Annotated in this window: 24 protein-coding genes, 1 tRNA gene and 2 pseudogenes; 9 read left to right on the top strand and 18 right to left on the bottom strand. The window is 55.5% G+C overall.

What is annotated here, in order from left to right; all coding sequences use genetic code 11:
• Positions 1–5: 5 nt before the first annotated feature.
• The gene (locus AC2FF8_RS10635) at positions 6–719 is read right to left on the bottom strand and encodes a metallophosphoesterase family protein (protein ID WP_496879657.1); all 714 of its coding nucleotides are present in this window, start codon (positions 717–719) and stop codon (positions 6–8) included.
• A gap of 235 nt (positions 720–954) precedes the next feature.
• On the opposite strand from AC2FF8_RS10635, the gene AC2FF8_RS10630 reads away from it, so the two are divergent.
• Complete coding sequence (locus tag AC2FF8_RS10630) at positions 955–1,968, top strand: NAD-dependent epimerase/dehydratase family protein (RefSeq protein WP_496879656.1); 1,014 nt, start codon at positions 955–957, stop codon at positions 1,966–1,968.
• A 59-nt stretch (positions 1,969–2,027) separates the two neighbouring features.
• Here AC2FF8_RS10630 and nqrF read toward each other — a convergent pair whose 3' ends face one another.
• From nqrF to AC2FF8_RS10600, 6 genes are read right to left on the bottom strand one after another with little or no spacing between them, the layout of a single operon-like run.
• Positions 2,028–3,251 carry an NADH:ubiquinone reductase (Na(+)-transporting) subunit F gene (gene nqrF / locus AC2FF8_RS10625; RefSeq protein ID WP_496879655.1) on the bottom strand — a complete coding sequence of 408 codons (1,224 nt, stop codon included), beginning with the start codon at positions 3,249–3,251 and terminating at the stop codon, positions 2,028–2,030.
• Between the two features lie 10 nt (positions 3,252–3,261).
• Positions 3,262–3,870, bottom strand: coding sequence for an NADH:ubiquinone reductase (Na(+)-transporting) subunit E (gene nqrE, locus AC2FF8_RS10620; RefSeq protein WP_050603817.1), 609 nt, complete (start codon positions 3,868–3,870; stop codon positions 3,262–3,264).
• Positions 3,870–4,523 carry an NADH:ubiquinone reductase (Na(+)-transporting) subunit D gene (locus tag AC2FF8_RS10615; protein WP_117873115.1) on the bottom strand — a complete coding sequence of 218 codons (654 nt, stop codon included), beginning with the start codon at positions 4,521–4,523 and terminating at the stop codon, positions 3,870–3,872. The genes nqrE and AC2FF8_RS10615 overlap by 1 nt, the downstream gene beginning before the upstream one ends.
• On the bottom strand, positions 4,523–5,350 hold the full coding sequence (locus AC2FF8_RS10610) for a Na(+)-translocating NADH-quinone reductase subunit C (protein WP_170345274.1): 828 nt from the start codon (positions 5,348–5,350) through the stop codon (positions 4,523–4,525). The genes AC2FF8_RS10615 and AC2FF8_RS10610 overlap by 1 nt, the downstream gene beginning before the upstream one ends.
• On the bottom strand, positions 5,343–6,551 hold the full coding sequence (locus tag AC2FF8_RS10605; RefSeq protein WP_170345273.1) for an NADH:ubiquinone reductase (Na(+)-transporting) subunit B: 1,209 nt from the start codon (positions 6,549–6,551) through the stop codon (positions 5,343–5,345). Before AC2FF8_RS10605 ends, AC2FF8_RS10610 begins: the two co-directional genes overlap by 8 nt.
• Before the next feature lie 5 nt (positions 6,552–6,556).
• Positions 6,557–7,900, bottom strand: coding sequence for a Na(+)-translocating NADH-quinone reductase subunit A (locus AC2FF8_RS10600; RefSeq protein WP_496879654.1), 1,344 nt, complete (start codon positions 7,898–7,900; stop codon positions 6,557–6,559).
• 297 nt (positions 7,901–8,197) lie between these two features.
• Between AC2FF8_RS10600 and AC2FF8_RS10595 the strand changes: the two genes are divergently transcribed.
• Together AC2FF8_RS10595 and AC2FF8_RS10590 are read left to right on the top strand one after the other, a co-directional pair.
• Positions 8,198–9,313: a THUMP domain-containing class I SAM-dependent RNA methyltransferase gene (locus AC2FF8_RS10595; RefSeq protein ID WP_496879653.1), complete on the top strand. Its 1,116-nt coding sequence runs from the start codon at positions 8,198–8,200 to the stop codon at positions 9,311–9,313.
• Positions 9,314–9,709: 396 nt separating this feature from the next.
• Positions 9,710–9,786: transfer RNA gene (locus tag AC2FF8_RS10590), tRNA-Pro, on the top strand.
• 131 nt (positions 9,787–9,917) lie between these two features.
• Here AC2FF8_RS10590 and AC2FF8_RS10585 read toward each other — a convergent pair.
• From AC2FF8_RS10585 to AC2FF8_RS10575, 3 genes and pseudogenes are all read right to left on the bottom strand, one after another.
• Positions 9,918–10,937 carry a tyrosine-type recombinase/integrase gene (locus tag AC2FF8_RS10585; RefSeq protein WP_496668109.1) on the bottom strand — a complete coding sequence of 340 codons (1,020 nt, stop codon included), beginning with the start codon at positions 10,935–10,937 and terminating at the stop codon, positions 9,918–9,920.
• Positions 10,938–10,951: 14 nt separating this feature from the next.
• A pseudogene (locus tag AC2FF8_RS10580) lies at positions 10,952–11,107 on the bottom strand (helix-turn-helix domain-containing protein); the annotation flags it as partial.
• Positions 11,108–11,606: 499 nt separating this feature from the next.
• Positions 11,607–11,732 carry a DUF3644 domain-containing protein gene (locus AC2FF8_RS10575; RefSeq protein ID WP_425079684.1) on the bottom strand — a complete coding sequence of 42 codons (126 nt, stop codon included), beginning with the start codon at positions 11,730–11,732 and terminating at the stop codon, positions 11,607–11,609.
• A gap of 204 nt (positions 11,733–11,936) precedes the next feature.
• On the opposite strand from AC2FF8_RS10575, the gene AC2FF8_RS10570 reads away from it, so the two are divergent.
• The 3 genes from AC2FF8_RS10570 (at position 11,937) to AC2FF8_RS10560 (ending at position 15,055) form a co-directional block, all read left to right on the top strand.
• Positions 11,937–12,515 carry a hypothetical protein gene (locus AC2FF8_RS10570; protein WP_496879652.1) on the top strand — a complete coding sequence of 193 codons (579 nt, stop codon included), beginning with the start codon at positions 11,937–11,939 and terminating at the stop codon, positions 12,513–12,515.
• A gap of 94 nt (positions 12,516–12,609) precedes the next feature.
• Entirely contained in the window at positions 12,610–13,623 is a 1,014-nt protein-coding gene (locus tag AC2FF8_RS10565) for a hypothetical protein (protein ID WP_496668113.1), read from the top strand.
• Between the two features lie 304 nt (positions 13,624–13,927).
• Positions 13,928–15,055 (top strand): ATP-dependent DNA helicase, encoded by a 1,128-nt coding sequence (locus AC2FF8_RS10560; protein WP_425079687.1) that lies wholly within the window; start codon positions 13,928–13,930, stop codon positions 15,053–15,055.
• A 560-nt stretch (positions 15,056–15,615) separates the two neighbouring features.
• Here AC2FF8_RS10560 and AC2FF8_RS10555 read toward each other — a convergent pair.
• The 7 genes from AC2FF8_RS10555 to AC2FF8_RS10525 all read right to left on the bottom strand — a co-directional run bounded on the left by AC2FF8_RS10555 (position 15,616) and on the right by AC2FF8_RS10525 (position 23,721).
• Positions 15,616–16,317, bottom strand: a complete 702-nt coding sequence (locus tag AC2FF8_RS10555) for a competence protein CoiA family protein (protein WP_170497085.1) — start codon at positions 16,315–16,317, stop codon at positions 15,616–15,618.
• A gap of 73 nt (positions 16,318–16,390) precedes the next feature.
• Complete coding sequence (locus AC2FF8_RS10550; protein ID WP_496879651.1) at positions 16,391–16,762, bottom strand: ubiquitination-like system serine protease family protein; 372 nt, start codon at positions 16,760–16,762, stop codon at positions 16,391–16,393.
• 1 nt (position 16,763) lies between these two features.
• A complete protein-coding gene (locus AC2FF8_RS10545) occupies positions 16,764–18,158 on the bottom strand; it encodes a ThiF family adenylyltransferase (RefSeq protein ID WP_496879650.1) in 1,395 nt (464 codons plus the stop codon).
• Positions 18,155–19,006: a multiubiquitin domain-containing protein gene (locus AC2FF8_RS10540; protein ID WP_496879649.1), complete on the bottom strand. Its 852-nt coding sequence runs from the start codon at positions 19,004–19,006 to the stop codon at positions 18,155–18,157. The genes AC2FF8_RS10545 and AC2FF8_RS10540 overlap by 4 nt, the downstream gene beginning before the upstream one ends.
• A gap of 69 nt (positions 19,007–19,075) precedes the next feature.
• On the bottom strand, positions 19,076–22,474 hold the full coding sequence (locus AC2FF8_RS10535) for a UvrD-helicase domain-containing protein (protein ID WP_496879648.1): 3,399 nt from the start codon (positions 22,472–22,474) through the stop codon (positions 19,076–19,078).
• Positions 22,458–23,006 (bottom strand): hypothetical protein, encoded by a 549-nt coding sequence (locus tag AC2FF8_RS10530; protein ID WP_496879647.1) that lies wholly within the window; start codon positions 23,004–23,006, stop codon positions 22,458–22,460. The genes AC2FF8_RS10535 and AC2FF8_RS10530 overlap by 17 nt, the downstream gene beginning before the upstream one ends.
• Entirely contained in the window at positions 22,999–23,721 is a 723-nt protein-coding gene (locus AC2FF8_RS10525) for an RNA polymerase sigma factor (protein ID WP_496879646.1), read from the bottom strand. The genes AC2FF8_RS10530 and AC2FF8_RS10525 overlap by 8 nt, the downstream gene beginning before the upstream one ends.
• Positions 23,722–23,924: 203 nt before the next feature.
• On the opposite strand from AC2FF8_RS10525, the gene AC2FF8_RS10520 reads away from it, so the two are divergent.
• The 3 genes from AC2FF8_RS10520 to AC2FF8_RS10510 are packed head-to-tail and all read left to right on the top strand — an operon-like array spanning position 23,925 to position 26,133.
• The gene (locus AC2FF8_RS10520; RefSeq protein ID WP_496879645.1) at positions 23,925–24,518 is read left to right on the top strand and encodes a DUF6088 family protein; all 594 of its coding nucleotides are present in this window, start codon (positions 23,925–23,927) and stop codon (positions 24,516–24,518) included.
• Entirely contained in the window at positions 24,518–25,543 is a 1,026-nt protein-coding gene (locus AC2FF8_RS10515; protein ID WP_496879644.1) for a nucleotidyl transferase AbiEii/AbiGii toxin family protein, read from the top strand. Before AC2FF8_RS10520 ends, AC2FF8_RS10515 begins: the two co-directional genes overlap by 1 nt.
• Positions 25,543–26,133 carry a hypothetical protein gene (locus AC2FF8_RS10510; RefSeq protein WP_496879643.1) on the top strand — a complete coding sequence of 197 codons (591 nt, stop codon included), beginning with the start codon at positions 25,543–25,545 and terminating at the stop codon, positions 26,131–26,133. Before AC2FF8_RS10515 ends, AC2FF8_RS10510 begins: the two co-directional genes overlap by 1 nt.
• Positions 26,134–26,167: 34 nt before the next feature.
• On the opposite strand, the pseudogene AC2FF8_RS10505 reads toward AC2FF8_RS10510, so the two are convergent.
• Positions 26,168–26,306, bottom strand: a pseudogene (locus AC2FF8_RS10505) (Tn3 family transposase); the annotation flags it as partial.
• Positions 26,307–26,430 lie beyond the last annotated feature (124 nt).

Genomic DNA, 26,430 nt, shown 5'->3' with positions numbered 1-26,430 from the left:
ACTGTTCACACGGTCGAGGTGAACCGAACACTTCCGGCGTTGATCTCGGCGGCTGTCAACAGACCCGAAGCGAAAGCGCCCGTGTCAAGCGACACCACCCGGTTCCTGACCCGGGGGAGGTCCACGATGGTGTGGCCATGCACCACCCATTGACCATCGCTGCGGGCCAGCCTGGGAAACATGGGATGTCCCCAGAGGCAAATCTGGCGATCTTGGGCCTCAGTCGGAAGTCGGGGGTCCAGGGCCGCATGAACGAAAGTGACGTTGCCAGTGGTCCAGGTCAAAGGCCGGCCGGCTAGCCAGTTGATCAGGCTTTCCCCCATCTTCAGGCGTAGATCATCCGCCAGTTTTCGAATCTGCTGACTATTGTCGATTTCCCCGGGCGGTTTCAGCCCGAAAGACGCCAGCGTATGCACACCCCCATTTTGAAACCAGAGCCGGGCGTTGCGTTCCGGCGCATCCAGGAATTGCAACAGAAACTCTTCGTGGTTTCCAAGAAGACATTGGACGCGTCCTCCTGACGTCTCGCACAGGTGAAACAGGTGGCGCAGCACCTGCGCGCTGTATGGCCCCCGATCAATGTAATCTCCGACAAAGACCAGCAAGCTCTGATCGTCCAGTCTGGGCAACAACGCCTGCAACAAGTCCAGACGACCGTGAATATCGCCCACGGCCGTCACTTTCTCGGCCGGAGCGATGTCGCAAGACACTGCATTCATTGTCCGCCCCGCCCTGCGGTCGAACCACCGTCTGATCCAGTTCGTAATCATACATGTTGATCCCTATCCTTCTCGCCCATTGGCGGCAATGAGCATCTGATTGATTCAGCAAAGAGTTGACCAATGACGTCTGGATGTTCGATATGACCTTCGGCGCAGTTCAAAATGTTTGACCCGGCATCAGGGGCAGTACCTTTTGTTCGGCGATGATCGTGCAGGGCGTTTTGAGGGTTCTATGAAACGGGTTTTGATTACGGGCTCTGCGGGGTTCATCGGGTTCCATTTGGCGAAGCTGCTGTTAGAGGAAGGGTTCCGCGTGCATGGATACGACGGGATGACGGATTACTATGATGTGGTCCTGAAACAGCGTCGCCATCAAATTCTGCTTCAGACACCCGGATTCACGGCAACCGAGGATCGGTTGGAAAACTATGATCGGCTGTTGCAGGTCGCCGAAAAATTTCAGCCGGAAGTCATCGTTCATCTGGCGGCTCAGGCCGGTGTGAGACACAGTTTGGAACACCCTCGCAGCTATGTTGAATCGAATGTCGTCGGAACATTCAACGTGATGGAAATTGCACGGCAACACAAGGTGGATCACCTTTTGATGGCATCGACCTCTTCGATTTACGGTGCCAACGAAGACATGCCGTTCACCGAGACGGAAAAAGCCGACACCCAACTGACCATCTATTCCGCGACAAAGAAGGCGAATGAGGCGATGGGGCATTCCTATGCGCATCTGTGGGATTTGCCTACGACCATGTTCCGCTTCTTTACCGTCTACGGCACCTGGGGACGGCCGGACCTGGCGTATTTCAAATTTGTCGCTGCCATCCTGGATGGCCGCCCGATCGACATTTACAATCACGGCGACATGTACCGGGATTTCACCCATGTCCAAGACCTTGTACGCGGCATCAGATTGTTGATCGACGTGCCTCCGGTGCGGCCAGCCCGTCGTGAGGATATCGAGGACGGAGACAGCCTGTCGCCCGTCGCGCCCTACCGCATCGTGAATATCGGCAACGGAGAAAAAGTGCGCTTGATGGATTTCATTGAAGCCATCGAACAGGCCGTGGGGCAGAAGGCGATCAAGAACTTCATGCCGATGCAGTTGGGTGATGTTCATGCCACCTGGGCGGACAATCGGCTGCTGCAAAAACTGACGAATTATCGTCCTCAGACAGACCTGAAAGACGGCATCACCCAATTCGTCGCGTGGTATCGGGACTATTACGGAAAATAACGCAGGCCGACCGCCAAATGAAAGAACCGGCGCCTTCCACGCCGGTTCTTTTTTGTTCCCTACCCGCCGAAATCGTCGAGCATGATGTCTTCGCGGTCCACGCCCAGATCCAGCAGCATGTTGATGACCGACTGGTTCATGATTGGCGGACCACACATATAGTATTCGCAATCCTCAGGCGCGGGATGGTTCTTGAGGTACTCTTCGTACAGAACGTTGTGGATGAAGCCGGTATAGCCTTTCCAATTGTCCTCGGGTTGCGCGTCCGACAAGGCCACGTGCCATTCGAAATTGTCGAATTCTTCAGCCAGACTGTCGAAGTCTTCGACAAAGAACATCTCTTTCTTCGACCGCGCACCGTACCAGAAGCTGATCTTGCGGTTGCGGTTCTGAAGGCGCTTGAGCTGATCGAAGATATGGCTGCGCATTGGTGCCATACCGGCGCCGCCACCAATGAAGACCATCTCTTTGTCCGTATCACGGGCAAAGAATTCGCCGAATGGGCCTGAAATGGTGACCTTGTCACCCGGCTTCAGGTTGAAGATGTACGACGACATCTGGCCCGGCGGAATGCCTTCGGACCCCGGCGGTGGCGAGGCCACGCGGACGTTCAGCATGATCATGCCCTTTTCGTCCGGGTAGTTGGCCATCGAATAGGCGCGTTCGATGGGTTCGGTCACGACCGATTCATATTGCCACAGATTGAAGCGATCCCAATCCTCGCGATATTCCTCTTCAATGTCGAAATCCGTGTATTTCAACTGGTGTGCAGGGGCTTCGATCTGGATGTAGCCACCGGCGCGGAAGTTCACGTCCTCGCCCTCGGGCAGGTCCAGAATCAACGCCTTGATGAAGGTCGCTACGTTCTCGTTCGACCGAACGGTACATTCCCATTTCTTGACGCCGAAGACTTCTTCCGGAACTTCAATTTCCATGTCCTGCTTGACGGCCACCTGGCAAGACAGGCGATCACCGCACGACGCTTCGCGTTTCGTGATATGGCTTTCTTCGGTTGGCAGGATCGACCCGCCCCCCGAATGCACCCGCACCCGACATTGCGCACAGGTGCCGCCGCCACCGCAGGCCGAAGGAACAAACAGCTTCTCGGCCGCCAGTGTCTGTAGCAGCTTGCCACCTGCCGGAACGGAAATGGTCTTCTCGCCGTTGATCGTGATGTTGACGTTGCCAGTCGATACCAGCTTGGATCGGGCGGCCATGATAATGGCCACCAACGCCAGAACGATTAAGGTGAAAAGAGCTACGCCTAAGGTAAAGGTTTCCATCAACGCCCCCTTACAGTTTCACGCCCGAGAAGGACATGAAGGCCATAGCCATCAGACCTGCGGTAATGAAAGTAATGCCCAGACCTTGCAGACCATCGGGGATGTCCGAATATTTCAGCTTTTCCCGCACTCCGGCCATTGCCGTGATTGCCAGCGCCCAGCCAAAACCGGAAGACAAGCCATAAGTCGCCGCCTCGGCAAAGTTATAGTCACGCTCCACCATGAACAGCGACCCGCCAAGGATGGCGCAGTTCACCGTGATCAGTGGCAGAAAGATCCCCAGCGCGTTGTAAAGCGGTGGGAAATACTTGTCCAAAACCATCTCGAGGATCTGCACCATCGCCGCGATCACGCCGATGTATGAGATCAGGCCAAGGAAGGTCAGGTCAACATCCGGGAACCCGGCCCAGGCCAGCGCACCCGGTTTCAGCAGATAGTTCAGCAGCAGGTTGTTGGCAGGTACGGTGATGGCCTGCACGACCATGACCGAAATCCCCAGACCCAGCGCGGTTGAAATCTTCTTGGATACGGCGATGAAAGTGCACATGCCAAGAAAAAAGCTGAGCGCAAGGTTTTCGACAAAGATGGCCTTTACGGCCAGTGAGATCAGACCTTCCATCAGTGGGCCTCTACCTGCTGAATTTTGTATTCACGCTCTTCCACCTGGTTCGGCTTCCAGGTGCGGAAGGCCCAGATGATCAGACCGATGATGAAGAACGCCGAAGGCGGCAACAGCAGCATGCCGTTGGGCACGTACCAGCCGCCGTTGTTGACGGTTTCCAGAATCGTGATGCCGAACAGCGACCCTGCCCCGAACAGCTCGCGAATGAAGCCGACCAGCAGCAGGATCAGGCCATAGCCCATGCCGTTGCCCATGCCGTCGATGAAGGACGCAACCGGAGGGTTCTTCATCGCAAACGCCTCGGCGCGGCCCATCACGATACAATTGGTGATGATCAGGCCGACGAAAACCGACAGGGTTTTCGATATCTCAAAGGCATAGGCCTTCAGTATCTGATCCACCAGGATCACCAGCGACGCGATGATCACCATCTGCACGATGATCCGGATCGAGCCCGGGATCTGGTTGCGCAGGCACGAAATGAAGAAGGACGAAAACGAGGTCACGAAGATCACCGCCAGCGCCATCACCATCGACACTTGCAACGATGATGTCACCGCAAGTGCTGAACAGATGCCCAGCACCTGCAATGTGATCGGATTGTTGTCGACAAGCGGGTCGACCAGCATCTCTTTTTTGGTCTGCGACATCAAATCTCTCCTGCTTGCAGTTTGGCCAGGAAGGGACCATAGCCCGCATCGCCCATCCAGAATTTCACAAGGTTATCGACGCCGACCGACGTCAGCGTGGCCCCAGCCAGCGCATCGACATAGAAATCTGGCCCGGCTGCGGGCTGCGATTTGGCAACGGTGATTTGCAGTTCACCTGCTTCGTCGCGCAGCTTTTTCCCGTTCCACAAGGCTTTCCAACGTGGGTTGTCCACTTCGGCCCCAAGACCCGGAGTTTCACCATGCTGATAGAATTGCAGGCCGTAGATATCGTTGCCGTTATTCTCAAGCGCGATAAAGCCATAGAGCGTCGACCACAGGCCGTATCCGTGCAGAGGCAGGATCACCTTGTCCAGATCACCTGCGTCATCGCGCAGCAGATAGATAACGCGGTACTTGGATTTGCGTCCGATACCGGCGGGGTCGTTGTCCAGCGCGACGCTCAGCTCGGGATCGCTGGCGGCGGCGATGTCGTCAAACGTGGTCGGATCAAACTGATCATCGACGAAGGTGCCTGTGGACAGCTCCAGCACATGTGGTTCGAAGGCGGCAAAAGCCTCTGTTACGTCGATGCCCGGCTCGAACACGCCCGCAACTTGCAGAACGTTTACCTGTTTGTCCTTCAGGCGGTTGGCCTCTTGCACCGGGCGCAGGCTGACTGCGGCCGCGGACACAACCATCGAGGCGACCAGACAGACGGCAACGGCGATGAAGATCGTCTTGCCAACAGAATCCGGCGAGGCCGCCAGGAATTTGGCCAGTACGCCCTTGGGTGCCTCGTTTTGATCTGGGGATTGCGTATCAGACATGGCGACGCGCCCTCCGTTTGATGTTGGCTTGCACGACGAAATAGTCGATCAGCGGTGCAAAGACGTTGCCGAACAGGATTGCCAGCATCATGCCTTCGGGGAAAGCCGGGTTGATCACGCGGATCATCACGACCATGACACCGATCAGCGCGCCGTAGATATAGCGACCCACATTGGTGTGGCTGGCCGAAACCGGTTCCGTCACCATAAAGGCCAGGCCGAAAGCATAGCCACCCAACACGATATGCCAGTACCATGGCATCGCGAACATCGGGTTGGTGTCCGATCCGATCAGGTTCAGCAACAAAGTAAAGCCGATGGTACCGGCCAGACAGCCCACAATCAGGCGGTAGTTGGCGATCCTGGTCATCAGAAGGAAGGCCAGACCGATCATGCAGGCCAGTGTCGATGTCTCGCCAAAGCTGCCTTGAATGGTGCCGAAAAACGCGCTCGACCAGGTTATGCCTTCGGCGGCCAGCGCCTGCACGCCTTCGGCCGCAGACACACCCAATGCAGTCGCGCCCGAGAACCCGTCAACGGGTGTCCAGACTGCATCACCCGACATCTGCGCCGGATAGGCGAAATACAAAAACGCCCGCCCCACAAGCGCGGGGTTGAGAAAGTTCTTGCCGGTGCCCCCGAACACTTCCTTACCGATCACAACACCGAAGATGATGCCCAAAGCCACCTGCCACAGGGGAGTGGTTGCAGGCATGATCAGCGTGTACAGCATTGATGTCACAAGGAAGCCTTCGTTCACCTCGTGGCCGCGCACGGTGGCAAAGATGACCTCGAAGATACCGCCCGCGACCAGCGTGACGATGTAGATCGGAAGGAAATACATCAGACCATGCATGACGTTGGCAAAGATGCTGGACGGGTCCAGCGAAATTCCGAACATCTGCAACAAGGCAATCCGCCAGCCGGTGGCCGATTCCGGACCCAGCAAAGCAATCGCCGAGTTTGCCTGATAACCAGTGTTCCACATCCCCCATAAGATACAGGGGATCGTCGCGATCACGACATAGGTCATGATCCGTTTCATATCCACGTAAGACCGCGCGTGCGGCGCCACCGTGGTCACGGTTTTCGGAGTGTAGATGAAGCTTTCCACCATCTCGTAGATGGGAAAGAACTTCTCGTACTTGCCGCCCTTGGTAAAGTTCGGCTCGATCCTGTCAAAGAAGCTGCGCAAACCCATTCGGCTCAGCCCTCCTTTTCAATTTTGGTCAGGCAGTCGCGCAGCGCCAGCCCGTATTCATATTTCGCCGGACAGGCAAAGCCCACAAGGCCCAGATCCTCTTCGTCCAGCTCCAGCGCACCCAGGGCCTGGGCAGTGTCTGTATCCATTACAAGCAGCGCCCGCAGCAACTGAGTGGGCAGATAGTCCTGCGGCATCAGGTCTTCGAAAACACCTGTGGGCACCATGGCCCGACGCCCGCCGTTCAGGTTGGATGTGAACGCATACAGCTTCTTGGCGAATGCCGAACCCAATACAGGCTGCACCGCATATTTCGACGGCATCGGACGAATCCAGCCCAACGGGATTTGATCGGGATCTTCACGGATGATGCTGATCTGGCGCGCGAACCGGCCCAGATAGGCGGTCGGGCCCTCAGCGTGCCGGCCCGACAGGATCGAACCCGAAATGATGCGGGGCGTGCCGTCCACATTGACTTCGTCGCGGGTCAGATCGTCAGTTGATGCGCCCATCACGGTACGGATCAAACGCGGTTGACGCGCACCCGGCCCCGTCAGGGCAATCACGACATTCGGATCCAGATGACCGGTCTGCATCAGGCGGCCAATGGCGATGACATCCTGATACCCGATGGTCCAGACCTGCTTGTCGCCTGCAAGGGGTTCGAGAAAGTGAATATGCGTTCCGGCCAGGCCCGATGGGTGTGGACCTGCGAAAGATGCGGTTTCGACACCGGCGACTTCTGCGCCGGGTATCGTGTCACCCTCTTTTTGGCAAAGATAGGTTTTGCCCTCGGTCAGTGTGCTGACTGCCGCCAAACCGGCGGTAAATTCTTCGGGCGCCTCGGCAATGATCGTGGCAGCGTCAGGGGCCAGCGGGTCACTGTCCATGGCGGTGACAAAGATCGCATCCGGTTTTATGCCGGGGTTCGGCATTTTCGAATAGGGACGCGTGCGGAACGACGTCCAAAGGCCGGCGGCGCACAGCTTGGCTGTCACGCCTTCAGCGCTGTCAGCATCCCCTATGCCCGAGAAATCCACCCCGGCGTCATTGGCGTCGGTCACGTCGATCACGACGCTTTGCAGCACCCGACGGGCACCACGGTTGATCGCGACGACTCTGCCACTGACCGGGGCGACCATCATCGCGTCAGGCGCGTCCTTGTGGCAGAACAGCGGCGTGCCGCGCACAACACTGTCGCCTTCCTGCACCAGCATTTTGGGTTTCAGGCCGATGTAGTCACCGCCCAGGACGCCTACGGTCGAGTATTCCGGGCCCGGGTGAATGGTCTGGTCAGGAGCGCCTTCCACTGGCAGATCCAGCCCTTTTTTCAGTTTGAAAGTTTGCATGTTGCTACGTTCTTCCAAGCCTCTTTTCTGCGCCAGCTCTGCCAACGCCCTTTCGGGGTCATGCAATAGCGCGGTTTTTTCGAACCTCCGTCGCAAAAGCGTCGAAAACGGTCCAAATTCCGCAGGCGTATTTCCGATCAAGGACCCTTTACGCGGGGAAGGTCACAAACGCAAACCTGTTACCGCCAAAACTTGAGGGCGAACCACACAATCCTGCGATTGATCGGTCATTTCTTCTGAATCCATGGCGCATAATTGCATATCGCGCCCACCAAGGTTCCAGTGTAAGCAACCGGAATGGAAAAAGACACAGATTTGGAAATCTTTCTGGTTGCCACGCCGGGCCTCGAAGCGCCTCTCGGTGACGAGGCGGAACTCAACGGATTCGCGCAGGTCAGAACTGTACCGGGCGGCGTGACATGCCGGGGTTCATGGCCCGAGGTCTGGCGCGCCAATCTGACACTGCGCGGCGCCAACAAGGTTCTGGTGCGACTGGGTAGTTTCCCCGCCGTGCACCTTGCCCAATTGGACAAACGTGCTCGGAAATTCCCTTGGGGCACCGTTTTGCGTCCTGACGTGCCGGTCAAGGTGGAAGCCATCAGCCGCAAATCCAGAATTTATCACGCCGGGGCAGCGCGTCAGAGGATCGAGCGAGCAATATCCGAGACATTGGGCGCCTCGATTTCATCCGACGCGAACCTTCGGGTCTTGCTTCGAATCGAGAAAGACATCTGCACGATCTCGGTCGACAGTTCTGACGAGCTGTTGCACAAGCGCGGCCACAAGGAAGCCATTGCCAAGGCTCCAATGCGCGAAACAATGGCCGCCATGTTTCTGAGAGAGTGTGGCTACTCGGGCGATGAACCCGTACTGGACCCGATGTGCGGATCGGGTACATTCGTGATCGAGGCCGCCGAGATCGCTCTGGGCCTGCGCCCTGGCCGCTCCCGCAGTTTTGCATTCGAAGACCTGGTGGGCTTTGACCCTGATCAGTGGCAGGAAATGCGGCAGGAAACAAAGACGGCGGAATGCGCGCTTACCTTCTACGGCTCGGATCGCAACTCCGGCGCGGTTGACGCGGCGACTGCCAATGCCGAAAGGGCCCAGGTCAGTGATGTGACACGGTTTCAACAGCGTTCCGTTAGTGACATAAGACCCCCCGAAGGTCCTGCGGGGCTGGTCATTGTGAACCCGCCCTACGGGGCGCGAATTGGTGACGAAAGACGCTTGCGGTCGGTCTATGGTGCCATGGGCAAAACCCTGATGAACCGGTTTCGGGGATGGCGGGTCGGCGTGATCACCAGCGCTCCGGGGCTTGCCCGGGCCACACGTCTGCCTTTGCTGGCGCCGGGGCCGGTCGTCGACCATGGTGGAACCAAAATTCGTCTGTACAAAACGGATCCCTTGCCGTGATTGCCTGGGAGGCTTCGCAGCCAATTCATGACGATGGCTGCGCGGGCGAGAGCGGACAAGACAACCACTGGGTTTCCGCCGCAAAGGCTTGCGATTCCCTTGTCTTTCAACGTGCCTGTGAACCAGTCGAAGTCTTGGACCGGTGCAATAACGACCTGCCCGGCAGGGGCGAACAGGTTGGCGGAACACTTGCGCGCCGGTCAACCAGAAGAACGCAATCTTGAAAACGTGCGTTTTTCGAACCGTGAACACGGCGACCCGCTCAGATCACCGGGTTCCGAGCCCATTGCTCCGCTGCCATGTTTTTTCGGTTGTTGAGATCGAAAGATTCGGGTGATCGCAATACAGAATCCTCTTGCGCATCAGACGCGCCGCGTATAGATCACCCGCCACGGTCGGAGTGTAGCTCAGCCTGGTAGAGCACTGTCTTCGGGAGGCAGGGGTCGGAGGTTCGAATCCTCTCACTCCGACCAATAAAACAAGGCGCCCAATGGCGCCTTTTTTGTTTTCTGGGGATCGGCCGCAACGATATCCGCAACGTTTCGTTCGATAGATGTGCCCAGTTCGTTCACTACCGGCATCCACCAACTATCGAATTAGCGCTTCATATCTTCCAGTCCATTATTCCCGCTGCGTTCTTAAGCGCATCTGGGCTGTAGGACCGATAGACGTTTTCCAGGGTTTCGCGCGAGGTCGCAAAATAGGCCGTGGCGTCCTCCAGTGTCATGCCGTGCATGAACGCCCAGGTAACCGCTGTGTGCTTTAGGGTGTGCGGCGTCACATCCTTTAGACCGGCCCGCTGGACGGCCGCTCGAAAGGCCTTGTCGATCCGATCTATCGGCGCCCCGTTAAACGACACTACGTGGCTCCCCTCCTGGGCCCAAGTCTTCATCTCCGTGTGGAGCGTGCCAGGCATCTTGACCATTCCCTTGCGCTTCTTGGTCTCGGCCTCGGCCTTGCCAAGGAAATGGATCACCCCGCTGTCAAGATCGACCCAGCCGCTATCAAGGGAGGGCATCCACTTCAGCCGTGTGATCGCGGTCTTCCGACGTCCGGTGTATAGCGCGATCTTGATGAACCGCTGGACGTGAGAAGCAGAGGCTTCCAGCAGGCGCTGGATCTCCTCCTCGGTCAGCCAGCGGTCATTGGCGACTCCCTTCTCAGGCAGGGTTACGATCGGTGCATGGCTGATCCTGCGCGACGCCAGGGCGTATTTGACAGCGGCGTTCAGTGTGTTCATCTCGCGCCGGACGGTCCATGCGGCGCACCGCCTCCAGGCAGTATAGCCCCGGCACCTGTCGATGTCGATCTGGGACACCTTGAGGTCGCTCCAGTAGGGCGACAGTGCCTGTATCGTGTAGAGCAGGCGGTCCCTGTCGCGGACCACCTTTACCTTAGCCTCGCCGTAGTGCACCAAGATCTCGCCGACGGTGATCTCGCTCGGGTCGCGGACGCGATTATCTTGCCGCTTCTTACTGGCGATGTAATTGCTCAGGACTTCTTCCGCTGCCTCATGAAATCCATCACCAAAGCCTGTCCGGATCTGCTGTCCTCCGTCCAGGATGACCCAAGCGCCATCGTCTTTGCGTTGGAAGAGCCGGGCAGGTTTGCGCTTACGTGGCATGTCTTTGTGAACCTCTTCAATTCCTCGCGGGTCATGTAGTAGCGCTTGCCGAGGCGAACCGCGTGGATCTCGCCCTGGTGAATCATGGTCCGAACCGTTCTCAGGGTGATCGTGCGATGTAAGGCGGCCGCGAATTCCTCGATCGTGAGGAGTGCTTCGTCACTACTCATTACGTAACCGCCCGGAGGGTTGTATCCACAACCCAGATGCAAGGGTGGTATTCAGCCATCGAAGTTTCGGACACGGGCGCCAATTTCATGATCTGCGTACGCATTGCCGGGAGGTTCCTTTTTCGTGTGATCAATAAGCCTATAGCAAGCACAACGTCGGATGCGCATTGTAGATCGGAGAAAAATCATAAGCTATTGATATATTTCGAAAGAAATTTCTAGATAGTGCCGCTCTCCACTATTTCCGATAGTGATTTCGACAACAACGGACCAACTACATGTTCAGGCCGCCGCTCCCTAGCGGGCTTCCCGCTCCGACCTCTGCGTCCGACTAAAACAAGGCTGCGCAACTAAGATGATCCTCTAGCCGATGTTTCAATCCACGCTGCTTGGACTACGCGGCTACTGATCATCATCAACAATAGCTATCCTGTTTTTCTGCACACTCTTCGAGAACAAGTTCGATCCAGCGGTCGCCGGTAGTCGATGCCCTCCTTTTTTAGTAAGTGCGGACTAGATATGTCCACGCGATGTTGGCCGTCACGATGAACAATTTGGCACGGAAGGTAGGGTCGATTGAATTGATGAGGTGAACAGCAGCGATCAAGGCCTCATTATTTTCCATTCCAATAGAAGGGTAGTCTTAGAACACGGCAGAGAACCGTTTTGTTAAGAAAGAGCACCCACCACTGGATGTTCACTTCGACATGTCACAAAGTTTAAGTCAAAAAAATTTCGCAACAAGCCGCAAGTCGACAGCCGCAGCGCTATAAAGGAGATGCGCGCGAACTTAGTCGCACACAATAAATAAAGTTGAAAGGAATCCTATATGGACGCCGCACCCAACCGCCTTGGCGGAACAATAGATGTTGGCAAACTGACTGCTCTCAACATCGATCTCAAAGAGAATATCTCTGGAGAAAATCACGATTTCATCGACAAGGGCACAGTGTTTTTCTTGCTGAAATCGATGGCCGATGAGCTTAATGGCGACAAGGATGCACCGGAGCTTGTCAGTTGCCTTCTGGGTATGACCAATGAGTTGCTCCAGGTGCTTGAAAACCATGAGTCAATTCATGTAACGCCCACCAAAATCGACGGAACAAAATCCGTTACCGAAATCCCGTTGTTTCCGCCGCAGATTCCGCCTTTGCCCCCGCTTACCGCACTGCGTCAGCTTTCTCGTGAAGATCAGGTTCGCTTTCTCGACAAGCGTGCCAGTGATTTAATGCGCGAAATTGAAGGTCTGCGTTTAGGTTACTATGAGGCACCGGATTACCGGCAGGCCTATCGAATGATCGAGCAGGCTCGTCGCCGATTTCGCAAGTTGCGCGACACCGCCATGAAGCTGGGTCACTGGACTGATGGACGCTGGAACGCAGGTTCTGAAGAGACCCACCTCGTCTGATCTGGCGCAAGCCACCTCCCACCCAACCCAAGCACAAAGACATGACCGGGATTTCGACCGCAAGGTCGGTCCCGGCACGAAAGAGATATGTCAAATGACAATGGATCAACACAAACTGAGGCTAAACAAGCTTCATCGCATGCTCACGCTTATACCGACAAAATACCGCGCGCTCGAGGCCGAAGTGATGCCGACCAAATGGCCGGAGTATCGTTTTCTTACACCTTTTGATGCCACGAAGCAGTTCCATCGTGCCTACATCGAAGCGTACAGGAATTACTATCGCGAGAACATCGACGCGACCGCTGCATCCGACATTAAGGTCGGTTTCAAGTTGAACTTTTTCAAACGGAGCTCCGATCTGACTCAGCTCAATGATGCACGTCTGAAGGCCGATCGGATCGGATTGCCGTATCCTGCTTACTTGGAGTTCGCATTCAAGTTCGCGTCGGCGCGTAAACGCAAATATCCACCGCAGCCAAATCAGCTTTGGCCTGGCGAGAAGAAACGCGATGCCTATCTGACCAAGATAGTGGAGTTCTGGAGTGATGACCGCCATGGCCTCGAATTGAACCGGATGAAGGGTATGCCCCAGTACGCATATTTTTCCCACCAAAGCCTTCCGGCGCAGCATCAATTTCGTAAAGAAATGCTCGATTTGGTCAGTCGCGGCGTATTTTCGATAGAAGGGTTTGTTGCCAAGCACGTGATCGAGCGCCAGTACTTCCGTGCCGTTGACTGTAACTTCCTTGGGGAAAAAGCCGTCGAGAGTGCTGAACGCAAAGCACGAGAAGACGTAGCCAACGGCTTCCTTAAACCCGTTGAGCTCAAGACGCCTAAAAGCGAGGAGTTCTACCAGAGTTGTTTTGGTGTGCCTGGGGTAGTCACGTCTGACAATCCTATTTGCTCATTCTGTACGCAACGTGGAAATTGTGAGCTGGCGCGCCAGGCGGTCATCTCGAAAACCCTTTCAGAAACGGGCTTCGCGGATCCGATTGCCGAGGCCGATAGGCGGGCAAACCGGAGGCGCGTGAACGAATATCGCGCTCGCCAGCGTGCACTGAAGTTAGAAGCCAACGCTGCCCCGAAGTTGGAGGTTGCGGTGTAATGGCCCCCTTGCGTCAGACATAGTGTAAGAGAAATGAAGTTAAATATTAGGGGAGCGTTACACCTTCCGGAGATCAAGAAACTCCTCCGGGTATGTAATGCCCCCCTAATTAATTACTTTCTCCGGAACATTCCTCCTGAAGTGTAACCTGTCACAAGGGGGGCATTACACCTAAATTTCCATGAACGCAGAGCCGACCGTCAATCGTCTGGTTGGTTTGTCCCTAAGACGCCCAAGATACGCTCGGCCAGACTCGCCCGTTGGCCAGGATTCTCAACCCCAAACCTGCAGAAGACCTAACCTCATGAATGCTATCAATTTCACTATGTCCGGCCAACAGCTCTCAGCGCTTGACTGCGTTGGCTCCTGGCTGAAGAACGATGCCAAGACAAATAAGATCTTCCGGCTCTTCGGATATGCTGGCACCGGCAAGACGACAATCGCGCGACATCTGGCCAGCGGTTTGAATGGAAGGGTTGTTTACGCAGCCTTCACTGGCAAAGCGGCTATGATGATGCAGCGCAACGGCTGCGAGGGTGCTTCCACCATCCACAGTCTGATCTACAAGTTTGTTCAGGGACCGGATGGCAAATTCAGTTTCCACCTCGATCCGGATAGTGCAGCAGCGGATGCGGACTTAATTGTGCTCGATGAGTGCTCAATGGTTGATGTGAACTTAGCCAGTGACCTTATGTCATTCGGAACTCCTATCCTCGCACTTGGTGATCCTGCCCAACTGCCGCCGGTGGCCGGAGAGGGCTATTTTTTCACCAACGCCAAGCCTGACGCCATACTGACCGAAATCCACCGTCAGGCCAAAGACAGCCCGGTCTTACAACTGGCGACAGACATTCGTGAAGGGAAACCGTTGAAATATGGTGCCTATGGGAACAGCCGTGTGGTGCCGGACGGGAGTCTTGAGATTGATGAGATACTGAATGCGGACCAGCTCCTTGCCGGTAGGAACGTCACTCGTTCCCACTACAACGAAGAAATCCGCAGGGCCTTGGGACGCACCAGCGACCTGCCTGAGATTGGCGACCGCCTTGTGTGTCAGCACAATGACCATGGCCTTGGTATCGTCAATGGAGGCATGTTCACGGTCGTCTCTGAGCCGAAGAAGTCCCGGTTTTCGGGGACTTTGTCGTTGGAACTGAAATCGTGCGACTTCCCGGATCATGAAAACTACCGCGTACGTGTGCATCCGGAGTTTTTTACTGACGACGAAGAGAGATTGGCGGACAAGGAACGGAAAAATTCTCAGCAGTTTAAGTATGGCTACGCTTTGACAGTTCATAAAGCCCAAGGCAGCCAGTGGGACCACGTGATTATAGAGGACGAAAGTCACATCTTCGACAAATATGCGAGGAATTGGCTCTATACCGCAGTTACACGGGCTTCTGAATGCGTGACTCTGGTTACACGCCTCTAGGATATTTCCATACTAAAGGCGTCATTGGGCAGGGTTTCTCTGCCCAATGATAAAGTTTTCGTCTCTATTCGGCGCTCCTTGGTCAAGCGCCTTCGAGCAATTATTAACAGCGGGACTTCAGGTCTTTCGCGGGCCCTTGCTTCTCTTCGGGATCAGCTTGCTGGCCCTCCCATCCTGGGATCAGAAGAGTGAAGCGGTCCAATCTGACTCGCGGCCTAGCAGTCATGATCTGTCGGATCTGAACCCGTTGCGAACTCGCCTCAGCTCGAGACGCAGCACCTACCGAAGACCGAAGCTGGAATTTGGGCACAATCCGAATACGCCATCTGACTCTATATAATGGGAGCATTGGGCCTCACAGTCGTGTTGGCGCCAGAATGCATCCCCTTCGCCTCCAAAGGCTAATTCTAGGACATCGCTGATATCCGACGGGCGGAGAGTCGCCATTCGCTGCACGTGCGGAATGACTAACCTCACAACCTAAAAGCTGACATTGAGAAGCCAATCTAGGAATCGCTTCAGGCACCAGACAATCAGCCGCTAAGAAGCCGCCTTATTAGTCAAAATCTGGCCCGACGGCGACGGTATCTTGCTGTCCGACGTTCAGGCTGGCCAAATAACACATCGGGGATGGGCCTGCTTTCAGAGATATGCTCGACCAGTTTGAGTTTCGGGTACTCAAATCCATATACCCAATCGTTCTTAATTCGACGGAGGATCCAAACTGTGTCTTTGCCAAAATCGAATGCAACGATTACTCCGACGTGAACCCATTCTTTGATCAGCCGTGAATCATAGACCCAAATCTGTTGAACAAGCCCATCCTTCGTTGGATGTTCTAAGCCGTCTTTCAGTGCTGTTTGAAACTGCTTGGGATCCGTCTTTCGCCTAGTTCCATCGACAACCCAAAACATCGGGTTATGAAACTCCGTTCTCTTACGGGCCTCTGTCGGCTTGATGTAAGAGTGCTGAAACTCGACAACCAAACCCTTTGGCGTCTTGATGTCTGCTATATGAAGTTCACCCGCTTCATCTCGAGCTGGGATCTCCTGCCAATCAGACGGGAAGTGGTTCTTCCAGTCCCGATGCCACTGCGTTTCGTTTTCCCACCAGTGGTCGCAATGCCGCTGACCTTTATGGGCCCAGTGCCAAACTTTCTTGGTTCCGCATCGTGCGATGAGTTCTGCACCACATCCTGGGCATTTGCCTTTGGCGCCTGGGGTAGCTTCAACTCGTTTGCCCTCGTCTAAAGCGAAACGCATCGATACGTCCCCACCTGTAGGGGCCGTGTGCCGCGATACCCCGATCGCTTTATTCGCTCGCAAGCCATTTGTGTCATTCCATTCTCTTGTTCGGTGATTGCGGCCACCCGCCCTTGCACCAATGAACCTGACCCTTTTTGACCCAGAAGTGGCATCCACAGTCATTTTGCTGATGCACCGACGGGTGGAGTGTGGGTCTCTGCCAGAAATCTGTCCTAATGCTCCAGCGAGGTCGGCGATCTGGGTTGAGAGACAAAGCGATCCTCTCGCCGCAGCCGCCAGGGCAGGAGAGACAGGCCCATTTTTGGATCGCGCCGCTCTCGACCAGGATTAACTCGTCCGGTTCTGTTTCAGGCGTTTGCGGAAAGGCGTCCTGCCTGCTCACCAGATAGTCATACCTCAGCACTCCAAGCTGCCGAAGCAGGTTTGCCAATAGCTTTTTCATCTCACGTCACCATGTCCAGAAAGGGTGTCATGTCCCCCCGGCCCAGCGTTTCAGTTGCATCACAACACGGGCAACCCGGGCGCGGCGAAATCTCAGGAAAACGCTCATCGCGCGCGTGAAACCGGCGCATCCGCGTTGGTGCCATTCCGTTTGCTCCGGCAAATCCGGTGATACCGGTCAGCCATTCATTGACCGCCATGGCACCCGCCTCTGTCGTGAAGGTCACAACGGCAGGGGAGGGGTCACCCTCACCAAGCAGATAGGCTTCCTCTTTCAGTTTTTCATAAGCCTCCGGATCAGTTCGCTGCATGGCTTCCTCGCGCGCGCGTTGCGGGTTGATGAACCCGCCGCAAAGCAGACAGGGGTGTCCGGGCACAAGGGTGGTAACCCGGGCAAACAGATCGAACGACTGAGCATCGCGACGCTGCATTGCGAGACCGACATCGATGACCGCAATGCCATAGAAACGGGCGAAGCGGTTCAGAAAGAGCCGACCGGCGTGATCATCCGTGCAACAGAAAATCACATCACAAGACTTCAATGCGTCCCATGTGCATGGCTCACCGGCCCAGGCATCGATGGTTACCAACGACATGCCAAGATCGGCCTCCGCAACTGTCCGCGCGTGAATGTTGGCCTTGGCTCGAAGAGCATCAACATCCTCCTGTCGTGCGCCGTGGAGCCTGTTGAGATTTGTATCTTCAGCATAGTCCTTTTCGAAGAGGACCGCCTCGCGCACGCCAAGACGCATCAGCAAAGGCAACACTGCGCTTCCCGTAGCGCCCCCTCCGGAAATGCCGCAGCGAAACTGCGTGATCATTGCATTGGCCTGATCGCCGAAAAGTCGGGTTTGACGGTCCAGGAAGCCCAGCTCGCTGCCGCTCTCCGCGGTGAGGGCCAGACGCGGTCCTGTGTGAAGAATACGCCTGATGGCGGTTGGCTTGTCGCCCGATCGCCAAATCCTCACGGCAATCTCGCCGTCGCTCGCAATCAAAACGCTGATCAGCCCAGATGCACCCTTGATCAGGGCGGTCCGCGCAAGTTCCGCCTCGTTCCGATCATCTTGTTTGGAAAAACGGGCCCGGCCCTTTGGATGGGTATGAACGATGGCGGGAACCAGGCCATCGGACTTGGCGCGCCCAAGCAATCGCATGAAGCTATCGGTTTGCCACGTCACGTGGCGCTCGGAGGATGAGACCACGTCGTCATCATCGAGGTCGATGAAAGCATGCGAAATGAGCCGTGTGCGAGCAGAGTCCGTCCAGGGGTCTTTCTCAATCGCCGCCGTCCCAAAGAGCATGTAGGCGGAACGCTCGGCACCGGCACCCTGCGCGAGCAGGGACCGGATACCGGCTTCGTGCGGACCAGCCAGAACAATATCCAGCGGGCCCTTCATGGCCGCGCCTCGGCGAGAGCAGTTTTGATCCGCGCCACCATCGTGCGCAAACCATCAATCCCGGGCCGCCAGGCGTTGTTGTGGCGCGACCAGCGCTGCCAAACACGACCCGCATAGGTGTGTTGCACCGTGCAGGCCTTCGGGACCTGACCGCACGCCAGCGTCAAATGAGGAGAGGCATAAAACATATCAGGCGCGCAGTCGGGATATCCGGCTGGCAGGAGTACAAGGATATCCGCGGCTTCGACATTGAATTTGCCTTCCGGCAGGTCGAGCGACTTCAGGATGATGCCGGTCTCGCGGCCTTCCTGAACGACGTCGAACTGATAGCCGTGGTCCACCAGAAAAGTCTGATCGAACGACGGAAGGGTGTCCCCCTCCGTCGTCTGATCGATGAGCGAGATGAACCGCTCCACACCCTTGGCATCGAGATTGATGACATCGCTGTCAGCAATCTTGCGGTCCTGCTGGCCCGGAATTTCCTGCCAGAGATTGTAGTTCGCCGGCAGGTCGGCAAGCTTGCGCAGTACAAATCCGCTGATGCACGCGCGCGGCCATTCAAGATCCTTGTCGTCGAACTTAAACTTGAAGACACGGTCCGTCCGCGCGACCAGCACTTTCTCAGCACCGCGACCGCGCAGATCATAGCTTTCGTCGAGGCGAATGTCTTCGAAGTCCCCATTTGGCAAAATGGCGATTGCCACATGCTCATCAACAGGATGTCCGTCGGCAGCTTCGATCAACTGGCGACCGAGAACCTTTGGGTCATCGAAAACGTGTTTTTTGTAGTTGAGGCTCTCATCAGCGATGAAGACCGGGAAGCGAGGATCATTTCCTTGCGATTTCATTGTGTTCGTCCTTAAGAAGTTGGCGGACGCAAACCTCATGTCTGCGCCTTCACAAGGACAATCGCGGCGTCAGGAAGAATCCGGTAAGCCTGATCCAATTTTTTTTCTGAGTAGTCCCGAGGGCGGTTCGTTGCAGATGAAGAAATATGCGCAGCGGGCGCAGCGATCGCTGCGTTTTGGAGGAAAACGCCCTTCCAGGATCGCAATCGCGGCTTGAGCGATCTTTGTTTTCCGGTTCCCCAACTTCGTGCTGCTCATGGTTAATCGGTCCTGCGTCGCGCCGGTCAGGAACACAAACTCTGCCTCGCCGTGGCCCTCAGCGGCGAGCTGGAATGCAGCCGCATCTAAGGACTCGACAGCGTTTGTGGTCTTGCGTCCTGTCTTTATGCGCCGCAGTACCCTGCCAGACCCAGCATCAACTTCCTCATGTGCAGACACGACAATCTCTGCCTCACCGAACTTCAAGGAAATTGGGGTTGGTGCGCGCCGTTTTTCGCCTGTTCGGACCAATCGAAAAAACTGCAATAGTTCGTTTGAGATTTGACGGTATTCAGAGGCGTAGCCATGTTCCACTGGACCGTTATTATTCCATGCGGTGTTCATGATGGCTGCCAGCTCCGCCTCGCTCGGCTCATCGTTCAAACGGGACGTCAATTCATCGACCACAGCCTGGACAGCGTTGTGCATACGCATAAGGGGCGACTCTGTGCGACGCCCGCCAACTTGCAACACATGCGCAAAGAAAAACCGCCGTGGGCACTTTTCATAGGCCGCAAGCTGGGAAGGCGATATGCGAGCGATGCCATCAACCTCCAACTTTATTCCATTCGCTGATACCGCGCCTTCAGCCGATGCCGATTGCGGAGCTTCGCTCGGAACATGACCAGATATGTCATCCACGAACTTCGATCTCTTGCTGTAGGCATAAAGTATCAGTCGCTCCTCCGCTCTGGATAAAGCGACGAAAAACAAACATTGCTGCTCCTCGTCATGCCCAGACGTGAGCGCGTCACAGCCCTTAAAGGGCGCACCCTCGATCATGCCGTCAGGAGGCGCAAGTCCGCGGTTTTGCTTAGCTGACAGCGGAATGGATCGGCTGGTCAATGCCGGCAAATGCAGGACTTTGAACTCAAGCCCCTTGCTTCCATGAATTGTCATGATCCGGACGGCATCGATGCTCTGTGCGGCGTCTGGCAGGTCCCGCAAATCCCGCTCATCCGACAAAATGACCAGGCGCCGAATATGATCGAGCAAATCGCGAATGGGATATCCGGATCTTTTCGGCAATGTGGACCTGAGAAAGTTCTGAAACTGCCATAAGGCAATCGCAGGATTTGCGTTCCCCGATTTTGCCTCTTTGGCAATTTCGGCCGCCAGACGCGTCCGATCGAGGTATATCATTGTGATCACGCGCCAGGCTGTTGATGTCGGCTCAAAGTCCCCAAACGCCTCTATCAATCTGGAAAGGGATATTTGACCGCCATCGCTCAGGGCCTCCAGACCCGAAAGCGTTTGCCGCCAGTCCAGGGGCAGTGGTGTCTCGGTAGAGCGGACCGCCTCAACACAAGATGAGACATCCTCGATTGTCAATTGGAAGGGAAGAAGAGACGCGACACATGTCAGCCCCATGGCCCGCGGATCGACCACCAGCGAAAGAAGGGAGAGCGCTTGCTTGATCTCGGGCCTGTCGAAAAGGGGCCCAAGAAACAAGACCGGAATGCCCCGTGCCTCCAGGCCGGCAGCAATCTCCGCCAGTCTCGCATTACCCTTACAAATGACGGCCTGATCACGGAAGGACGTGGTCTCGCTACAAGCGTCTCTGATGCGTGACGCGATTTCGTCGATTTCCCGATCCTTGGAATCGACACTCACAAAGACCGGGCTAATGCCGTGAGAGCCCTTGTGTGCTTTCGCTTCAAAGCCCGGCTCGGCTGCTGCCATGCGTGTTTGAGCGAAGCCTTTGAAGGTGTCACAAATCTCCTGTGAGGACCGGTAATTGATGCTGAGCGGAAGGGAAGCGCCGCCCAAAAAATCTTCTGTCTCAAACCGGTCGATGTTGAACGAGGACGCGCCTCGAAACCGATAAATCGATTGTTTGGCATCTCCCACGACCCAGAGATTTGTACCGTCCGGCTTGAGGGCTTTCAGCAATCGCACGCTGGCGCGGTTCACATCCTGGTACTCATCCACGAGAACGTGGTCATAAAGCCGCTGAAGTTCAGTCCGAACCTCTACGTCGCTCTCCAGCAACATCGTCGGCCGGGCAACCAGATCCCCGAAATCGACCTCGCCGCGTGTCGCCTTCAACTCCTCATAGAGATCGAAGACCGCGGCGATCTCGAGGCACTTTTCTGCCGCAACGATGTCTTCGTCTGTGGTTGCGACTGCCATCATCTGCTCTGCAAGTTCGCGATAGCGAGTGTTGTCGACGACCTCATCCTTGGCGCGCGAAATGGCTGAGAGGATATTGCGCAGGGTATCTGTCGGATCCCAAAGTTCGTTGAAATGCTTCAAACGCAGCCGTGGGAATTCATCCTCCAATAGGGCAATGGCTTCCGTCGTATCAATCATACGTGGATCCGCAGGAAGACCCACGCGGTCGTGAAACCTACGCAGGATATCAAGCCCAAATGAGTGAAAGGTCCCAATCCAGGCGGCACCAGCAGCTTCCGGCCAAACCCGCAGCGCCCGATCGGTCATCTCTCCTGCGGCCTTGTTGGAAAATGTCAGAAGCAGAATGGACTCTGGCTGCACAGCACGGTCTCGTAGCACAGACAGGCGGCCAACGAGCGTCTGGGTTTTTCCCGTCCCGGGTCCCGCCTTCAGCAGAAGCGCCTTTCCGTCATGATCCGCAGCAAGTTGTTGCTCACGGTTCAATGGTTTGGGCGGGCTTGCAACACCCGGCGTTTCCTCCAACACCGGTAACAAAAGCGCATCAAATAGCTGGACCGCGACCATGTCGTAGGGGGCGCCAAGACGCTCCGAAATCTCCTTTGCGCCAAGGTTGTCTTCGACATGCCAGGACCAGGCCAAACTGCGCGGAAAGAGGAACTCCCGCGCAAACATATCCATCTGGATTTCCTGGCGAGCACGGTTGCTGTAATCGACAACGCGATCCGCCCCAACTGAGGCAGGAGCAGACGATCGTGCCGGATCGATGTTCACGGTTGGCGGGACATCAATACCTCCGCCAAATTCATCATGACCTAGCTCATGGGCAACAAGAAACGCATTTAAAAACTCATTGCCGGTATCCTCATGCATGATGACTTTGGCTCTTGGCTGCAAGAGCGCCCGTCCCCCTTTGAGCTGGGGATGGTCTGGAGCGATCTTGCGGACTTCGTAATCCCGAGCTTCTGCTTCTTGGAGAGCAAATGAATAGGGCTGGGTTGGATCGCCTCCCTTGCTCCTACGCTCAGTGTGAAGACGCGCGGCGCATCGACGAACGGCTTCAATCCGATCCATCATCTGCAAGCAACTCTTGCAATGCGCGTTGCTCCTCCTCGGTCAATCCAGCCTGGTCTACATAATCTTGGAATTCGATGGCCGGTTGCGCTTCAGGTTTCACATTAGATTTCATCGCGACGGCCTGTTGATCGCCAATTTGCATGCCGCTGATGACATCCTGCAGTCTCACATCCAGCAGTTTTGCGAGCTTATTAAGGAGCGAAATCGGCATCGAGCCAATATGGACAACACTTGCTTGCAACCCCATGAGGAAACTCCGCGGCAACCCCAACGTTTTTGAGAGTTCACGAACGTCGGCGCCGTACAGTGCTTGCTCGACCTTCTGAACCCGCAAGACGCTGGGCTTCATAGCTTTGGTCTCAAGCGGGAGACTTGCCTCGACCGCTTCCATGTCGCTCATTGTCAGCTCGTGGAACAGATCCAAGAGATCGTCTGCAAATTCAGGGTATTTGCTCAAATAGGTTTTCAGCACGGCAGGCGACATTTCAGGCTCAATCGTGAAGTCGCTGAGGACATCTTCTCTATTAGTCATCATTGTCCTCCAGTTTGAGTGCGCGTCTGATCTTTTCAAACGCACGATCACGCCTGTTTCGTACGGTTTTTTCGACGCAGTCGAGCAGCTGGGTCATTGAAGGCTCACCGTCTTTGTTTGTCTCGATGGGAATCTCTGCGAGCATCAAATCGATCACCTTTCGTTCTTCCTTGGGTAAGGCGTCAATCGCGCGACGTATGCGAAACCGGTAATCAAAATCTTCTTCTTTTGTCAGGCCTGACTTTTTGTATCGCTCAAGCGCCTCTTCGACCTCCTCGCGGATATCCTCGCTGCCATCGTGGTGCACAACGGATTCTGTGGCGTTTTCCCGACCACTTACCTGCCGAAATTTGTCTATTCGAACGGAGCGAACGGCCCGGTCAAAAAACACCTCATATGAGTCAAGCTGTTCTACGTAGCCCTGCCGGTCCTCAAACATGAGCTCGGTGACACGTTCTACTGTTTTGTCGCGGATCTCGGCGACGCGAAAATCCTCGACGTCCTTATCGCCGCGTCGGCTATTGGGCCGGGGACAGGCAGCTTCAATCCGATCCAACAAAATGTTGTAAAGTGCCACAAACCGGCCATCCGCATTGTCGGTCTTGGTTTGTCTCAGGTGATAGAGCAGCACCTCGGAAGGCACGTAGTCGGCGTGCCGCCGATCTCGCATCGCAGCTTTTTCCAGGAGTTCATCAAAGGGCCAATCAAGGCTCAAGCTGATAAACGTTCTAATCTCGTCCCGCCGGGTATATAGCTTTCCGCTTACTGTTCGTTTTCTGAGGGGATCAATGCACATATCAAGTTCATAATTGCCGTAAATCAATTCGTTAGTTCGGTTTCTCTAGCGCGTTCCCTGCTTTGCTTTTACCTTGCAAACTGTCAGAAAACAAGCTATATATCTGACACAAAGGAGCTGACATGAGAACCACATCCGAAGCGATCAAAGCCTATGCGGCAGTGTTGCCGGAAGGCGCGACCCTTTCTGCAAAAGAGCTTCTCCACCTTGGAGAGCGCGCTGCAATCGACCAGGCCTTGTCTCGATTGGTGAAGCGTGGCGAGCTCATGCGCGTAAAACGTGGTCTGTTCGCCCTGCCTGTAAAGACCCGCTTCGGGGCGCGTGCGCCATCTGTCGAGGCTGTTGTTGAGAGCATCGCAAAAACCACAGGAGAACGTGTGTCCCTAAGCGGTGCCTCCGCGGCCAATATACTTGGTTTGTCGACGCAAAACCCCTCCCGCCAGATCTACTGGACGTCCGGTCCCAGTCGCAATCTGAAACTTGGAGCCCAAAACGTGGAATTGAAGCATGTTCCGAGTTGGCAGCTACGTGCGCCAAACAGCCGGGCCGGGCATGCCTTCAGGGCATTGGCTTACTTTGGCAAATCAGAAGCAGGCAAGGCTTTGGGGCGTATCAAGTCCCAACTGAGTGAAAACGAGCGGCGTGAGCTACTCGCCTTACGCGCCAGCGCGCCGACTTGGATGGCGAAAGAACTAAGCATCCTAGTCGCGGCGTGATGACACGAACCCCAAGTTATTTCGATCTAACCGAAAGAGACAAAATCGATGCACTCGAAGCGGCTGCCTCAAATTTGGGGCGGCCCGCTGATCTCCTCGAAAAAGACATCTGGGTCGTTTGGGCGCTCAATGCTCTTTTCGAAAGCGAATGGAGCGATCATCTCGTATTCAAGGGCGGAACGTCCCTGTCAAAAGTCTACAAGGCGATCGACCGATTTTCTGAAGACGTCGATGTGACCTATGACATTCGACAGATTATCCCCGATCTCATCTCAGACCCCGAGACCCCGTATCCACCAAACCGGTCCCAGGCAAGGAAGTGGTCAGAGGCTGTGCAAGAGCGCCTGTCAGCTTGGATCGAGACCGACGTAGTGCCTTTGTTAATTAATCAATTTGAAAGCCAGAAGCTCCCAGCATCACTGCGGCAGGACAATGGCCGGCTTTACCTGGATTACGAAGCTGTGCGCGGCAACAACGGATATGTGCGACCCGCGGTGCTCCTGGAGTTCGGTGCACGCTCAACGGGCGAGCCTGCCGAACGGCACAGAGTAACCTGCGATCTAGTCGAGGGGGTCGAAGGGCTCATATTGCCCACGGCCCATCCAAGGGTCATGATTGCGGAACGCACATTCTGGGAAAAAGCCACTGCCGTTCACGCGTATTGCCTGCGCGGAGCCTTTCGCGGTGGCGATCGTTATGCGCGGCATTGGTACGATCTTGACTGCCTGGATCAGATCGGGATTGCCCAAAAGGCCTTTGATGATCGAGGGCTCGCCAACGCTGTAGCCGAGCACAAGCAACATTTCTTTCGGGAGACCGACAAAACAGGAAAGGTGATCGAATATGCGACAGCAGTATCCGGTTCACTTTGTTTGGCACCCGAGGGCGAGCCTTTGGAGGCGCTTCATCAGGATTACCAAAAGATGATCGATGCCGGGCTCCTGCGATCCGACGCAATCGGTTTTGATGATCTCATGGAAAGAATGGCCGATCTGCAAATCCGGGCCAATACGATGGTGAAATAGTGTCTCGATCACCGAACGAAAATCCGTACTGGCACGAATTCAAAAAACCACTCGCCTTTGATTGCGACGCAATTGAAGCCATGTGCCTTGAAGCGCTAGAGATCACACTCGCAACGAGAGGTGTTGAAGCCTTTTGGAATGATGACCTTCAGGATTTTGGCGATGATCCCGCTTGGTCGCACCCATTGCTGGTCAAACGGCACCAAGACGCGGCCGAGGAGCGACTATCGAGGATTCTGCTGACCATAGCGGCGTCCTACCGCGCTCTCGATGACCAGTTGCGAGAGGAACAAGGGTTCCAGACATTCAAAGCCAAACAGCTTGCAGCACATGGCGGGTTTCTCACCATCTATGAAGGCGAGGAGATCCCCAAAACACTTCGCGAATGCTGCAACAAAATTATCCACACCGATGACTTTCGTCCCGTCTATGACAATGGATCACAGCCTCGAGATGAGGGCATTTGGTCGATGACCGGAGAAATCGAACTCGAGGGAACAATGCGGCGCAAACCCTGGCAAGTTGCGTTTGACCTTTTCTGCATGCTGGAGGCCATGCTCGAGACGGTCGATTTCCTCCAAACAACTTAGCACGGTTCTAAGGACCAAACACCTTTACAACAAGGCTTGTACTGTCGCGGACTTCCCCCTGACGGCAGATCCGCAGAGCTTTTTTCAGAGTATTTTTGGGCCTCATCTTTATTGAGGCCTATTTGAGCGCGACGCGGCATGTCGGTGTCGAGCAGCCACTCGATGATGAACATCCAAGTCAAAGCACAGACCCTTAAGTTGACACTGAGCACCAATGGCTTGTGTGGATAGCTCCTGCATAGCAAGACATTTTTGAAGTAATTCGCACTTGTCAGAAGCAGACGTGTGTCCGGCCTT

The organism is Ruegeria sp. YTSA144 (assembly GCF_059610125.1).
The sequence above is the reverse complement of the archived record's forward strand: the minus strand, read 5'-3'. Positions and strand labels throughout refer to the sequence as shown.

Bases quoted from the DNA above. Each gene is read 5' to 3' on its own strand.
- AC2FF8_RS10565 (WP_496668113.1), top strand. From the start codon at position 12,610: ATGACAATGGATCAACACAAACTGAGGCTAAACAAGCTTCATCGCATG.
- nqrE (WP_050603817.1), bottom strand. From the start codon at position 3,870: ATGGAAGGTCTGATCTCACTGGCCGTAAAGGCCATCTTTGTCGAAAAC.
- AC2FF8_RS10545 (WP_496879650.1), bottom strand. From the start codon at position 18,158: ATGAAGGGCCCGCTGGATATTGTTCTGGCTGGTCCGCACGAAGCCGGT.
- AC2FF8_RS10515 (WP_496879644.1), top strand. From the start codon at position 24,518: ATGACACGAACCCCAAGTTATTTCGATCTAACCGAAAGAGACAAAATC.
- AC2FF8_RS10550 (WP_496879651.1), bottom strand. From the start codon at position 16,762: ATGAAAAAGCTATTGGCAAACCTGCTTCGGCAGCTTGGAGTGCTGAGG.
- AC2FF8_RS10570 (WP_496879652.1), top strand. From the start codon at position 11,937: ATGGACGCCGCACCCAACCGCCTTGGCGGAACAATAGATGTTGGCAAA.
- AC2FF8_RS10615 (WP_117873115.1), bottom strand. From the start codon at position 4,523: ATGTCGCAGACCAAAAAAGAGATGCTGGTCGACCCGCTTGTCGACAAC.
- nqrF (WP_496879655.1), bottom strand. From the start codon at position 3,251: ATGGAAACCTTTACCTTAGGCGTAGCTCTTTTCACCTTAATCGTTCTG.
- AC2FF8_RS10600 (WP_496879654.1), bottom strand. From the start codon at position 7,900: ATGCAAACTTTCAAACTGAAAAAAGGGCTGGATCTGCCAGTGGAAGGC.
- AC2FF8_RS10530 (WP_496879647.1), bottom strand. From the start codon at position 23,006: ATGACTAATAGAGAAGATGTCCTCAGCGACTTCACGATTGAGCCTGAA.
- AC2FF8_RS10535 (WP_496879648.1), bottom strand. From the start codon at position 22,474: ATGATGGATCGGATTGAAGCCGTTCGTCGATGCGCCGCGCGTCTTCAC.
- AC2FF8_RS10595 (WP_496879653.1), top strand. From the start codon at position 8,198: ATGGAAAAAGACACAGATTTGGAAATCTTTCTGGTTGCCACGCCGGGC.
- AC2FF8_RS10555 (WP_170497085.1), bottom strand. From the start codon at position 16,317: ATGCGTTTCGCTTTAGACGAGGGCAAACGAGTTGAAGCTACCCCAGGC.
- AC2FF8_RS10575 (WP_425079684.1), bottom strand. From the start codon at position 11,732: ATGGAAAATAATGAGGCCTTGATCGCTGCTGTTCACCTCATCAATTCA.
- AC2FF8_RS10585 (WP_496668109.1), bottom strand. From the start codon at position 10,937: ATGCCACGTAAGCGCAAACCTGCCCGGCTCTTCCAACGCAAAGACGAT.
- AC2FF8_RS10520 (WP_496879645.1), top strand. From the start codon at position 23,925: ATGAGAACCACATCCGAAGCGATCAAAGCCTATGCGGCAGTGTTGCCG.
- AC2FF8_RS10560 (WP_425079687.1), top strand. From the start codon at position 13,928: ATGAATGCTATCAATTTCACTATGTCCGGCCAACAGCTCTCAGCGCTT.
- AC2FF8_RS10630 (WP_496879656.1), top strand. From the start codon at position 955: ATGAAACGGGTTTTGATTACGGGCTCTGCGGGGTTCATCGGGTTCCAT.
- AC2FF8_RS10540 (WP_496879649.1), bottom strand. From the start codon at position 19,006: ATGAAATCGCAAGGAAATGATCCTCGCTTCCCGGTCTTCATCGCTGAT.
- AC2FF8_RS10635 (WP_496879657.1), bottom strand. From the start codon at position 719: ATGAATGCAGTGTCTTGCGACATCGCTCCGGCCGAGAAAGTGACGGCC.
- AC2FF8_RS10610 (WP_170345274.1), bottom strand. From the start codon at position 5,350: ATGTCTGATACGCAATCCCCAGATCAAAACGAGGCACCCAAGGGCGTA.
- AC2FF8_RS10605 (WP_170345273.1), bottom strand. From the start codon at position 6,551: ATGGGTTTGCGCAGCTTCTTTGACAGGATCGAGCCGAACTTTACCAAG.